Origin of the sequence: Micromonospora sp. NPDC050495, from assembly GCF_040655175.1 — a bacterium.
GTDB lineage: Bacteria > Actinomycetota > Actinomycetes > Mycobacteriales > Micromonosporaceae > Micromonospora.
Genome location: NZ_JBFAJK010000040.1, coordinates 49,658 through 61,755 on the forward strand (window position 1 = coordinate 49,658; position 12,098 = coordinate 61,755).

General features: G+C 74.9%; 12 protein-coding genes. 5 read left to right on the plus strand and 7 right to left on the minus strand.

All coding sequences use genetic code 11. The features are described from left to right. Positions 1 to 18 precede the first annotated feature (18 nt). On the minus strand, positions 19 to 474 hold the full coding sequence (locus tag AB0I11_RS27565) for a MarR family winged helix-turn-helix transcriptional regulator (protein WP_357326625.1): 456 nt from the start codon (positions 472 to 474) through the stop codon (positions 19 to 21). A 103-nt stretch (positions 475 to 577) separates the two neighbouring features. Here AB0I11_RS27565 and AB0I11_RS27570 point away from each other — a divergent pair, with 103 nt between their 5' ends. Further along, positions 578 to 2,329 carry an ABC transporter ATP-binding protein gene (locus tag AB0I11_RS27570; RefSeq protein ID WP_357326628.1) on the plus strand — a complete coding sequence of 584 codons (1,752 nt, stop codon included), beginning with the start codon at positions 578 to 580 and terminating at the stop codon, positions 2,327 to 2,329. A 45-nt stretch (positions 2,330 to 2,374) separates the two neighbouring features. Here AB0I11_RS27570 and AB0I11_RS27575 read toward each other — a convergent pair whose 3' ends face one another. After that, positions 2,375 to 3,334 carry a hypothetical protein gene (locus AB0I11_RS27575; protein WP_357326631.1) on the minus strand — a complete coding sequence of 320 codons (960 nt, stop codon included), beginning with the start codon at positions 3,332 to 3,334 and terminating at the stop codon, positions 2,375 to 2,377. A 100-nt stretch (positions 3,335 to 3,434) separates the two neighbouring features. Between AB0I11_RS27575 and AB0I11_RS27580 the strand changes: the two genes are divergently transcribed. After that, positions 3,435 to 4,121, plus strand: coding sequence for a VOC family protein (locus tag AB0I11_RS27580; RefSeq protein ID WP_357326634.1), 687 nt, complete (start codon positions 3,435 to 3,437; stop codon positions 4,119 to 4,121). A 5-nt stretch (positions 4,122 to 4,126) separates the two neighbouring features. Here AB0I11_RS27580 and AB0I11_RS27585 read toward each other — a convergent pair whose 3' ends face one another. After that, positions 4,127 to 6,886: an AAA domain-containing protein gene (locus AB0I11_RS27585; RefSeq protein ID WP_357326637.1), complete on the minus strand. Its 2,760-nt coding sequence runs from the start codon at positions 6,884 to 6,886 to the stop codon at positions 4,127 to 4,129. A 169-nt stretch (positions 6,887 to 7,055) separates the two neighbouring features. On the opposite strand from AB0I11_RS27585, the gene AB0I11_RS27590 reads away from it, so the two are divergent. Continuing rightward, a complete protein-coding gene (locus AB0I11_RS27590) occupies positions 7,056 to 7,613 on the plus strand; it encodes a M23 family metallopeptidase (protein ID WP_357326640.1) in 558 nt (185 codons plus the stop codon). 24 nt (positions 7,614 to 7,637) lie between these two features. Here AB0I11_RS27590 and AB0I11_RS27595 read toward each other — a convergent pair whose 3' ends face one another. Further along, on the minus strand, positions 7,638 to 8,672 hold the full coding sequence (locus tag AB0I11_RS27595; protein ID WP_357326643.1) for a hypothetical protein: 1,035 nt from the start codon (positions 8,670 to 8,672) through the stop codon (positions 7,638 to 7,640). A gap of 272 nt (positions 8,673 to 8,944) precedes the next feature. On the opposite strand from AB0I11_RS27595, the gene AB0I11_RS27600 reads away from it, so the two are divergent. Further along, positions 8,945 to 10,060: a MerR family transcriptional regulator gene (locus tag AB0I11_RS27600; RefSeq protein ID WP_357326646.1), complete on the plus strand. Its 1,116-nt coding sequence runs from the start codon at positions 8,945 to 8,947 to the stop codon at positions 10,058 to 10,060. Positions 10,061 to 10,103: 43 nt separating this feature from the next. On the opposite strand, the gene AB0I11_RS27605 is transcribed toward AB0I11_RS27600, so the two are convergent. After that, on the minus strand, positions 10,104 to 10,247 hold the full coding sequence (locus AB0I11_RS27605; RefSeq protein ID WP_357326649.1) for a hypothetical protein: 144 nt from the start codon (positions 10,245 to 10,247) through the stop codon (positions 10,104 to 10,106). Positions 10,248 to 10,249: 2 nt separating this feature from the next. Continuing rightward, the gene (locus AB0I11_RS27610) at positions 10,250 to 10,528 is read right to left on the minus strand and encodes a cell division protein DivIVA (protein WP_357326652.1); all 279 of its coding nucleotides are present in this window, start codon (positions 10,526 to 10,528) and stop codon (positions 10,250 to 10,252) included. Between the two features lie 244 nt (positions 10,529 to 10,772). Here AB0I11_RS27610 and AB0I11_RS27615 point away from each other — a divergent pair, with 244 nt between their 5' ends. Then, positions 10,773 to 11,012: a winged helix-turn-helix domain-containing protein gene (locus AB0I11_RS27615; RefSeq protein WP_357326655.1), complete on the plus strand. Its 240-nt coding sequence runs from the start codon at positions 10,773 to 10,775 to the stop codon at positions 11,010 to 11,012. Between the two features lie 99 nt (positions 11,013 to 11,111). Here AB0I11_RS27615 and AB0I11_RS27620 read toward each other — a convergent pair whose 3' ends face one another. Then, entirely contained in the window at positions 11,112 to 11,936 is an 825-nt protein-coding gene (locus AB0I11_RS27620) for a LamG domain-containing protein (protein WP_357326658.1), read from the minus strand. Between the last annotated feature and the right edge of the window lie 162 nt (positions 11,937 to 12,098).

Sequence of the window (12,098 nt, forward strand, 5' to 3'; positions counted from 1 at the left end):
GCCGGCCGGCGCCGGTGGTCAGTCGCGCAGCGTACGCAGGATGCGGGCGAGGTCGGCGCGGTCGCTGTCGCTGAGGCCGCCGAAGACGCGTTCCGCCTCGGCGGCCCGGGCGGCGCGGATGGCCCGGCCCACCCGGGTGCCCTCGGCGGTGGGTCCGACCAGGGTGGCCCGCCGGTCGGCGGGGTCGGGCCGGCGCGCCACGAGGCCGCGCTCCTCGAGGCCGTCGACCACCTCGGTGGCCGAGCGGGGCGCGATGCCCAGGTGCTCGGCGAGGACGCTGAGCCGCACCGGGCCGTGCCGCAGCAGCACGCCGAGCGCCCGGGCCTGGCCCGGGTTGATCTCCCACGGTTCGAGGGTGCGCTTGGCCTGGTGGCGTAGCCGCCGGGCCACCGCCCAGAACGTCTCGGCCAGGCTCTCCTCGTCGCCGCCGCTCAGCGGAATGCTGCCGCTCACCGGAATACGGTAGCAGCACATGCTGTTGTTCCCTCATGATGAGGTAGCCTCAGCATTGTTCCCCGACGAGAGAGAGCACTCCTTGGACGGATTCCGAGACGGCCGCGGCGGCGGCCGGAGCACCGTGACCCCCGCCGAGAAGGCGCAGGCCCGCGAGGTCTCACTGCGCCGTATCGGTGGCCTCTTCACCGCCCACCGCGGCCCGCTCACCGCCGTGGTGGCGATCATCGTGGCGTCGTCGATCCTCGCCATGGCGACGCCGTTCCTGCTCCGTACCGTGATCGACCGGGCCCTGCCGGAGCGCGACCTGACCCTGCTGGCCTGGCTGGTCGCGGGCATGGTCGGGGTGGCCGGGGTCACCGCGGTGCTCGGCGTCGCGCAGACCTGGATCTCCACCCGGGTGGGCCAGGAGGTGATGCACCGGCTGCGCACCGACGTCTTCGCCCACCTCCAGCGCCAGTCGATCGGCTTCTTCGTGCGCACCCGCACCGGCGAGGTGCAGTCCCGGATCACCAACGACATCGGCGGCATGCAGGCGGTGGTCACCTCCACCGCCACCTCGATCGCCGCCAACCTCACCACCGTGGTCGCCACCGTCATCGCCATGGTGGCGCTGAGCTGGCGGCTCACCCTGGTGTCGGTGGTCGTGCTGCCGCCGGCCATCTGGCTGACCCGCCGGGTCGCCCGGCTGCGCCGGGAGATCACCGCCCGTCGGCAGCGCGAGCTGGCCGACCTCAACGTCATCATCGAGGAGGGCCTGTCGATCAGCGGCGTGCAGCTGGCCAAGACCCTCGGCACCGGCGCTGCCCTGGTCGACCGGTTCACCGCCTCCTCGGCCCGCCTGGTCGACCTGGAACTCCGCTCGGAGCTGGCCGGCCGGTGGCGGATGGCCTCGATGTCGGTGATCTTCGCGGCCATCCCCGCCGTCATCTACCTGGGCGCGGGCCTGCCCGGCACCGCCGGCACCCTGACCATCGGCACCCTGGTCGCCTTCACCGCCCTCCAGGGCAACCTGTTCCGCCCGCTGATGGGCCTGCTCAACGTGGGCGTGACGCTGACCGCCTCGCTGGCCCTGTTCGCCCGGATCTTCGAATACCTCGACCTGCCCGTCGAGTTGGCCGACCCGGCCCGGCCGGTGGCCGTCGACCCGGCGCGGGTCCGCGGCCACCTGCGCCTGGAGAACGTCACCTTCAGCTACCCGGGCAGCGACACCGCCGCGCTGGCCGGGGTCAACCTGGACGTGCCCGCCGGCACCAGCCTGGCCCTGGTGGGGGAGACCGGCTCCGGCAAGAGCACCCTGGCCGCCCTGATCAGCCGGCTGCACGACCCCGACGCCGGCCGGATCACGGTGGACGGCGTCGACCTGCGCGACCTGCGCCTGGTCGACCTGGCCGCGATCGTCGGCGTGGTCAGCCAGGAGACCTACCTGCTGCACGCCACGGTGCGCGACAACCTGCGGTACGCCCGCCCGGACGCCACCGACGCCGAGATCGAGGCCGCCGCGCGGGCCGCCCGGATCCACGACCTGATCGCCGCGCTCCCCGACGGGTACGACACGGTCGTCGGCTCCCGCGGCCACCGCTTCTCCGGCGGCGAGAAGCAGCGCCTGGCCATCGCCCGGACCCTGCTGCGCGACCCGCGGATCCTGGTGCTCGACGAGGCGACCAGCGCGCTGGACACCGAGACCGAACGCGCCGTGCAGCGGGCCCTCGACGAGCTGGCCCGGGGCCGTACCGTGGTGACCATCGCGCACCGCCTCTCCACGGTCCGCCACGCCGACCGGATCGCCGTGCTGGACCACGGCCGGATCGTCGAGTCGGGCAGCCACGACACCCTGCTGGGCCGCAACGGCCGGTACGCGTCCCTCGCCGCCTGAGCGCGGCCCGCACCGGCCCGCACCGGCCCGCCGCCGCCCGCCCCGTCAGGCGCCGTCGTACCGGTGGCGCCAGAGTCGGCCGTCGTCGTCGGTCCGCAGCCAGGTCCCGTCGCCGAGCGGTTCCAGGTCGTACGCGTGCCGGGTCTCCGCCGCCGGGAACGCGCCCCGGAGCTGTCCGGTATGGACGTCGACCAGGTGGTGCTGGTACCACTCCTCCTCGGTCTCCTCGTCCTCGCCGGCGACCGCGACGACCGCGGTGTCCCCGTCGAGGTAGCCGCCGGCCCACTCGACGACGGCATCGCCCCACTCGTGGCCGAAGGCGGCCAGCGGGACCCGGGCCGTCACCGCCCCGTCCGGCCAGGTGTGGAAGGCGGCGTCCTCCTGCTCGTGGTGCACGGTCATCACGTGCCGCCCGTCGGGCGCGAAGCCGATCACCGTCCGGTCGTCGTCCCAGAGGTCGTCGCGCAGCTCGATGCCGGTCTCCGTCAGGCGGCCCCGGAACACCCGCGAGCCGTCCTGCCCCTCGCCGACGTCGAGCAGCATGTGCTCGCCGTCCGGCTCGACGAAGTGCTCCCCGCCGTGGCCGACGCTGAGCAGCTCGGCCTCGGCCCGCAGGGCGCCGGTCGCCGCGTCGAGCACCAGCCAACGGTCCAGCTTGTCGCGCATGGCCATCGCGTCCGGCCGGTACACCCACAGCAGCCGCTCGTCGGCGGAGAACGCGCAGGAGACCCGGGCGTTGACGATCCGCTGCTCCGGCCGCGGACCGAAGTCCAGCCGCCAGAGCGGACGGCCGTCGGGGTCGACACACCGCACGTCGTCGGTCGTCGCGTAGACCAGCCGGCGCAGGTCGCGGGTGACCGCCCAGCCCTCGATCCGGCCGTCGGCGTCGCCGAGGTCGAATTCGGCGGCGGGGGAGAGCCGGCCGGTCACGGCCGGGTCGGCGAGGTCGTACACCTGCAGCCGGCCGTCAACGAGCCGGGCGCGGACCGGGGTGATCACCGTCATGGGTGGTGAGGGTAACGAACGGGTGCGACCGACGTTCTACCCGAAAAATACCTGATCTCCAAGACGTGATTCGCAGGTCCGAGGTGGATACAGTGGCGCGGTGCGTGACGGAGTGCGGGCCCAGGTGCCGGTGCTGTACGTGTCGGACGCGGACGCGTCCCGGCGCTTCTACCAGGCCTTCGGCTACACCCAGGAGCGCGCCGGCGGCGACGGCGACGCCCGCTGGTGCCACCTGCGCTGCGGCGAGCTGGCCCTGCTGCTGGCCGCGGTACGCCCGCGCCTGGTCACCGTGGAGCTGCCACTGCTCATCTACCTCTACGTCGACGACCTCGCCGCCACCGCGCAGCGCCTCACCGACGCCGGCTACCCCGTCGAGCGGGTCGGTCACCCCGAGCACGCCCCCGGTGGCGAGTGCCGCACCATCGACCCGGACGGCAACACCGTGCTCTTCGGCCGGCGCCGGCCCGCGCCCGGGCAGTCCGCCGGGCCGGAGACCGGCGAGCAGGCCCGCTTCTCGCTGATCCGGGAGGCCGCCGCCACCCTCAGCCGGCGCGGCGGCGCGCCGACCCGGTGCCAGATCGGCGGCCCGCGCGGCGAGGCCTGCCCGGAACCGGCCGAGGTGAAGCTCGCCGACACCTGGGGCGACACCGTGTGGGGCTGCCTGGCGCACGCCGACGAGGCGCTGCTCAACGCCCGCGGCGCGTTCCTGGCCAGCGAGGACGCCACCGGACTGGGCGCCTTCCTGCGCGCCCGCCAGCCGCAGCCGGACAAGGTGCCGCTGGCCTGAGCCGATCAGGCCAGGTCGAACCGGGACACCAGGTCGAGGGCGGCCCGGATCGGATCATCGGCCCAGCGACTGGCGAACGCGTCGTGCAGGCGCCAGCCGGCCCGGGTCAGCGTCCGCTGCCGCTCCACGTGTGCGGCTCCGCCGTCCGGGTGCACCGCGCAGAGCACCCCCACCGCGACCTCGGCCGCGCCCACGCAGAGGTCCACCCGCCACCGGCCCACCGGATAGCCGGGCCGCACCGGCACCCCGAGCCGGCGCAGCTCCTGGGCCAGCGCCGCCGTCCAGCCCGTGGCCGGATCCGGGTCCGGGCCCGTCGGCGGCCGGTCCGCGTACGCCAGGTAGTCGCCGACCAGCCCGCTCGGCGCGCGCAGCGAGGTGACCACGGTCAGGTGCGCGCGGGCCCGGGTGACCAGCACGTTGAACAGGTTGGGCTCGGCCACGAACCGGTGCCGCGCCGGCGGGTCGTCGTCCACCAGCCCCAGCGAGGCGACCACCGCGTCCGCCTCGCTGCCCTGGAACGCGTGCACGGTGCCCGAACGCAGGCCGAGGCGTTCGATCTCGTCGACGTCGAAGGCGCCCAGCAGCGCCGCCTCCAGCGCGTCGGCCTGGGCCCGGAACGGGCTGACCACCGCGATCCCGCCGGCCGGCGGTACGGCGGCGAGCCGCCGCACCACGTCCAGGGCGGCGGCGACCTCGGCCTGGTTGACCCCGTCGACGACCGTGGCGTCGGCGACGGTCAGCACGTCGATGACGTCGGCCCGCTCGTTGCGCGGGTGCCGGGTCACCAGCTCCAACCGGTCCTGGTAGAAGCGGCGGGCGCAGAACTGGATCAGGTGCGGCACGGACCGGTGGTGCTCGCCGAGCCAGCTGACCGGCGCGGCCCCGGCCGCCACGTCGAAGGCGCTCGACCGGCGCACGTCGAGCCGGTCGCCGAACCGGTCCAGGCCGTGCCGGCGCAGCGTGCTGGTGACGTCCACGTCGGCCACGAACGACACGAACCGGAGCTGGCGGGGATCGCCGGCCACCAGCGCGCGCCGCGCCCGGGCCAGCACCGGTGCGGCCCGGAGCTGGTCGATGTGCGCCGCCTCGTCCAGCACCACCAGGTCGAACATGCCGGCCACCGGGGGCAGCAGGTCCTCCACGTCGGTGACCGTGCCCACCCACAGCGGCAGCGCCCGCACCAGCGCCTCGGCGTCCAGCCCGGCGAGCAGCTCGCGGCGGCGGTTCCGGCCGGCGCGCAGCGCGGCGCCGAGCCCGCTGGTGGCCCGCCGCGCCGCGTCCGTCCACCGCCGGGCGCCGGCCGAGCGGTGCCGCATCGCCGTGCCGACGGCCTCGGCCAGCACGGCGTCCGCCTCGGCCAGGCTCCGCCAGGCGGCCGTCAGGTCGGTGCCGCCGGTGGCGGCCAGCCGGGCCGCCGCCCGCACCGCGGTCGCCGCCTCCACCGCGGCCCGCACCCGGTCCACCGGTGTGTCGACGGCCCCCACCAGCCGGTGCAGCCGCTGTCCGGCACGCGTTCGCCGCCAGCGCCGCCACCAGCCGTCGCCGGCCCGGGTGGCGGCGGCCAACGCGGCCCGGACCGCCGCCAGGTCGGTGTCCGGGTCGAACACGCCCGGCGCGTCCCGGCTCAGCGCGGGCAGCAGCGGCTGCCAGCCGGGCAGCGTGGCGGCCAGGCGTTCCTCGTCGAGGGCGGCCACCAGGCCCGCCGACACGGCGGTGACCCGCTCGCGGGCGGCGGACACGGCGGCCTCGTCGGCCCGCAGCGTGCCGTCGTCCACCCCGGCGCCCGCGCCGCCGGCCAGGTCGGCAGCGATCGCCTCCCGCCGCTCGGCGTCGCCGAACAGCACCGGCGTCGGTCCGGGGTGGCGACGCAGCAGGTCGCCGAGCACGTCGGCGGCGTGCACCGACTGGGTGGCCACCAGCACGGAGCCGCCCCGGTCCACGGTGTCCAGCGCGGCGGCGACCAGGGCGTGGCTCTTGCCGTTGCCGGGCGCGCCCGAGACGACCACCACCGGCTGGGTCCTGGTCCGCCGCACCACGTCCCGCTGGGCGGTGTTCAGCGGCAGCGGTGACAGCACCTCGCCGTCGTCGGCCAGGGGCTCCGGCGGCGCGTCGTCGGCGGCCCCGCCCAGGTAGAGCCGGTGCAGCGCGGTGCCGGCCAGCCCGGGGCGGGTCGCCCAGCCGCGCAGGGTGTCGCGCAGCCGGCCACCGAGAAGGTCGCGGGTGGTGAAGAGCGCGGCGGCGGCGACCCCGGTCAGCACGCCGTCGTCGATGCTGCGGGGTGGCCGGGCCAGCACCGACTCCACCTTCAGTCCGGCCGCCTCGGCGGCGGTGGTGAGCCATGCCGCGGTGCCGGGTGCGCCGAGCCAGCCCGGTCCGGCGAGCCCCGGGGCGGCCTCCAGCCGGGCGGCCAGCTCCCGGTCCTCGATCAACGAGGTCAGCTCGAGGTCGCCGGCCGGCACCACCCGGTAGCCCCGGCGGGTCCGGTCCAGGCGTACCGGCTGGGCCAGCAGCGGCACGCGGACCCGCCGGCGGCTCCCGTCGAGGTCGGCCCCGCCGACCACGAAGGCCAGGCCCCGGCGCAGGATCCGTTCGTCGCGGTGCAGCGCGTCCAGCGCCGCGAGCCGGTCCAGCCGGGCGCCGCGCGGCCCCCGGTCGGGCTCGGGCAACCAGATCAGCGGGCGGCCGGCGCCGGACACGTCGAAGCTCCGCTCGGCGCCGGCCGGAGCCAGGTCGGCGAGCGCGGTGAGGATCCTCGCCGCGTCCATCGCCCGCCGATTCTGCCGTACCGGGACGCGGGGGACCGGCCGGCCGTCGATGCCGCCGGGACGGCATGTAGGAAACCTTTGCCCGAGCATTCACCTCCGTAGGTATTTACCCGGACGGCGGCGGGCCATAGCATCGACAAACATCGTTGATCTGTGCGGAGGGGGACCGATGTCCATCTCGTTCACCGCCACCCGGTGGCGCTTCGTGGCACTGCTCGCGGTCGGCGTCGTCGTCGGCGCGCTGCTCGGGGTGCAGCCCGCGCAGGCGGCCCGGCCGGGCTTCCGGATGCCGTTCCTGTGCGGCCAGACCTGGCAGGGCAACAACTGGAACGGGCACAGCCCGGCCCACTCCATCGACTGGAACCACTACGACGCGAACGGCAACCCCGACGACCTGGGCCGCCGGGTGGTGGCCAGCGCCGGCGGCACCGTCCTGGAGTCGTACTACTCGACCACCACCGGCTACGGCAACACCATCGTCATCGGGCACGGCGACGGCTGGCGCACCCGCTACGCCCACCTCAGCGAGCGCCTGGTGGCCGAGGGCGCGAAGGTGAACCAGGGCACCGTCATCGGCAAGGTCGGCGCCACCTCGGCCAAGTACGACCTCAGCCCGCACCTGCACTACGAGCAGATCCACGACGGCAGCGTGGTCGTCTCGGTCGTCCAGGGCGTCACCTGGTCGGACTACCTCAAGCGCAACCAGACCAGCACCAACAACTGCTGACCGCCGGCCCGGTGCCGCCGGCGCTCAGGGCGTCGGCGGGCCGGTCTCCCGGTCGCCCCGCGCCGGATCCTCCGGCTCGGGCCGGTCGGGCTCGGCCGGGGGCATGGCGGGCGGTTGCAGCAGGGGATCGAGCAGGTTGAACTGCTCCACCGCCGAGTGCGGCCGAGGGCCGCGCCGGCGCTGCTGCCCCGGGCGCGGCGGCGCCGCGTCCGAGCCGGTGCCCCGCTGGCGCGGCGGGCGCTCCTCCCGCAGCGACTCCGGCATGCCGGCCCCTTCGGCGCGGCCAGGCGCGGCGTCGGCGCCCGGCGCCGGCCCGGGCGGGTGCTCGTCGGCGTACGCGGCCCGCCGCCGGTGCAGGTCACGCTCCCACTCCAGCGCGATGCGCTGGTCCCAGTACGGCTGGAGGAGCTTGCGGACCGGCTCGTCCAGGTGCACGGAGACGTCCGGCTCGCACCGGAGCGTGACGTCCCCGTACGTGTAGTCCCAGGGCAGCGCGTTCTCGCCGGTCAGCGCCGCCGCCAGCGCCCGGGCCACCGCGCCGGGGCGGTCCGGCGGGAACGGCGCGGCGCACCGGGCGGCGATCCGGCGCAGCCGGTGCATCGCGTGCGGCTGGAAGTAGTCGACGTACCAGCCGAACAGTTCCGGCCGCGCGTCGTCGGAGGACCAGGTGAACATGGTGCGGACCACGAAGTGGTAGACGTGCCCCTGGGCCGGCAGGCGCAGCGCGGGGGCGACCCGCCGCGCCACCAGGGTCACCGCCGGGCGATCCGGCACCTGGTCCGGCCAGCGCAACTGCCGCAGGACGGGCCGGGCCGCCGTCCACATCCGCGCCGCCGCCTGCCGCGCCGTCGCCCACCATTGCCGGGTACGCGCCAGCCACCGTTGCCACCGGTCGCGGGACGGCCCCGCCGCCGAGGTGGTCCCGTCGGCCGGGCTGGGGTCGGCCGCCGGCAGGCCGCCCGCCGGGTTGGCGCCGTTCACCGCGCCGCCGCCGGTCGGGCTGCGGTCATCCGCCCCGGCAGCGCGGGAGCCGTCGTCGGCGCCGGACGTCCCGGTCATCGCACCCCTCTCCGTCGAGCAGCCGCGCGTCCCCGGCGGCGCGGTGCGTGCCGGGTGCGGTCGGGCGAGGGGTGTGCGAAGGCGCCCGTCGGCGCTCCGCCGCCCCACGCTAACAAGTCGGCCCCGCGACGGAGGGCAGCCGCGCGGGCGGCACGATCCGGGGGCGGACGCCGCCGGCGGCCACCCGGGACCGCGGCGGCCGTGCCGGGAACCCGCCGACCGGCGCCGGTGGGCTTGCTCCTCACGCGGCGTCATGTCCCATAGTCGGTCGGGTGGAGGAGCACCTGACCGTGGGGCGGGTGGCGGAGTTTGCCGCCGTCAGCGTCCGCACGCTGCATCACTATGACCAGATCGGCCTCCTGGTGCCGTCCACCCGGACCGCGGCCGGGCACCGGGCCTACTCCGCGGCCGACGTGGAGCGGCTCCGGGAGGTGCTCGCCTACCGGCGGCTCGGCTTCGGGCTGCGGGAGATCGCGGATCTGGTCGACGACCCGGCCACCGACGCGGTCGCGCACCTGTGCCGGCTGCGTGGCCTGCTGATGGACCAGCGCGACCGGGCCGCCGCCATGGTGGCGGCGATCGACCGGGAACTGGAGGCACGAGCAATGGGACGCAGGACGACCCCGGAGGAGCAGTTGAAGATGTTCGGCGCGCAGTTGTACGACACCATCGGATCCGCCTACCCGGCGACGCGGCGCACCGAGCCACGGATCGCCGCGCGGATCTGGGCGGCCCTCGGGGACGCCCGGACGGTGCTGAACGTCGGCGCCGGCACCGGCTCCTACGAACCACCCGACCGGGACGTCACGGCGGTGGAACCGTCGGCGGTCATGCGGGCGCAGCGTCCCGCGGGCGCCGCGCCGTGCGTGGCCGCCGCCGCGGAGCACCTGCCGTTCGAGGACCAGTCCTTCGACGCCGCGATGGCGGTCAGCACCGTGCACCACTGGCCCGACCCGGTCGCCGGGCTGCGCGAGATGCGCCGGGTGGCCCGCCGAGTGGTGGTGTTCACGTACGACGCCGACGACACCGGCTGGCGTCAGCGGTTCTGGCTCACCCGCGACTACCTGCCCGAGTTCGCGAACCTCCTGGTCGGCTGGCCGTCGCTGGCCGACCTGACCCGGGCGATCGGCGGGCGCGCGGAACCGCTGCTCGTCCCGTGGGACTGCGCGGACGGCTTCTTCGAGGCGTACTGGCGCCGGCCCGAGGCGTACCTGGACGACCACGTCCGCCGCGCGGTCTCGGTCTGGACCCGGGTCGGACCGCAGGCCGAGGAGCGGGCGGTCAGCACCCTGCGCGCCGACCTCGCCTCGGGCCGCTGGGCCGAGCGGAACCGGGACATCGTCGCCCTCGACGCGGCAGAACTCGGGCTCCGCCTGCTCGTGGCCTGACCGCGGCGTGCCGGTCGGGGCGTCGGCGCCGCCATGGTGCCGTTCATCGCCGCCGGGCGGTGGCCCAGCCGGCGTACGTCGGCCGGGGACAGACCGCGACGACCCGCACGGTCACCGCCCGCTCGCCGGCGAACTGCGCCGAGGCCCGGCCGTCGATCCGCAGCAGGTCTCCGCCTCGCGGTCGCACCGTTACCGGTGGCTCTCGTCCGGTGGTCGGCACTCGCGGGCGTGCATCGTCTGCCAGTCGCGCAGCGCCTGGCGCAGCCGCCCGTTCTCCTCGCCGAGCCGGCGGATCCACCGGTGCAGCTCGGCCAGCTCGTCCGCGACCTGGGCCTGGAACTCGCGTACCTGATCGGGGTCGACGCCCGGGCCGCGCGAGTCGAACACGCGGATCCGCGCCTCGTGCGCGGTGAGCCGGGCGGGCAGGCCGCTGCCGTAGGGCTGGCCGCCTCGATACACCTGGGTCACGTCGGTCCTTTCCGGAGGTCGGAGGTCGAAACGCGCTGCGCCGGACCGGCCGCGACAGGGGTCCGGGCCTGCTCGGGTGGGTCGGGACGGGCGCGCGCACCCGCCCCGACCGGGGAGTGAGCCGAACTCGGTGCCACGCGAGGAGCGACTCCGGCTCAACATATCTAGACATGTCAGATGAGTCAACGCTGCTTGTTAGGCGAGTCGCGGTGTGATCGAATCGGGTCGCCACGCGAGGAGTGCCATGCGAGAAGTGCCGGATTACTGGCGCATCGCCGACGATGTGATCGCCGATGTCAGATCGAAGAGGCTGAAGCCGGGGGACAAGCTGCCCTCGATCGCCGAGCTGCGCGATCGCTACGCCGTCAGCCACGGCACCGTGCAGATGGCCTACGCCCGTCTCGAAGCCCTTCGGGTGATCCGCCGCCAGCAGGGCAAGGGCGTCTTCGTGACCGATCCGAAGACCTGGATGCGGGAGCCCTGACCGGTCCGGTGGCCGACGTCGCACCGTCCCGTCCCGCGGTCGCCGGGGGTGGCGGTGCCACCCCCGGCGCTCGTACGGTCGATCCGGTCGCGGTCGGCGTCAGTTCGCCGCGAGGAACTCGATCTCCGAGAGCTCGGGTGCCCGCTGGTATGCCCAGACCTCGTCGATGTCACCGATGAAGTAGTTGGTGATGGACAACGCATCCGCGCCCTGGACGGCCCCCACGGCGAAAGTGTGCGCGCCGTCCCAGACGGTGGTGAAGGTTCCGGTGGCGATCTCGGTCCGGGAGTCGTCGATGAACCCGTCGGCGCCCTTGCGATGGACGTACAGGGTCATCGTGCCCGCCGTGCCGTCATAGACGGCGGCGAGGTGCGCCCATTCGCCCGCGATCACCGGAGCGGGGGCGCACACGTGCGTCCCGCCGGTGGTCGTGGTGTCGGCCGCGTACATGGAGAAGCAGTAACCGGACCCCTTGCGGTACCCCAGCTCGTACATGCTGTGATTGTCGCCCGACTGGGAGACCGCCGTCCGGTTGGCGGCCAGGTCGGTGGGGCGCACCCAGGCCGCGACGGCGAAGCTCCGGCGGACCCCGGTGCCGGAGATCGGGCCGGTGGCGAAGGGCACTCCCGCGACCAAGGGGGTGAGGTGGCCGGTGCCGTCGAAACTGGCCTCCTGATAGCCCTCCGGGTACGGCTGGTCGGTCCACCGCCGCTGAACGAAGGTCGGGGCCGTGCCTCGCTCGGTCAGGTCGTGCGGGTATTCCATCAGCGTCTCGTCGTCGTCGTAGTGACCGTCGAAGGTCCAGTGCCCCGCCTCGGGCGGTGGCGAGGTGACCCGGAACTGGTAGGTCCCGGTGGACGACATGCCGTTGGCCGCGATGAATTTGACCGTCAGCGTCCGCAGCAGGTCGGTTCGCGGGATCACCTCACACTGCCCGCCCCACCACAGCTCTATGACGCCGTCGTTGAGCAGACCCCTAGACGAGTAAGTCCTAATCCTGATCAGTGGTCGTAGGCGGTCAAAGATCGGGTGACGGGTTGGCCGGTAGCTCGGTTGTGCCAGATGGCGGCGGTCAGGGCCAGGATG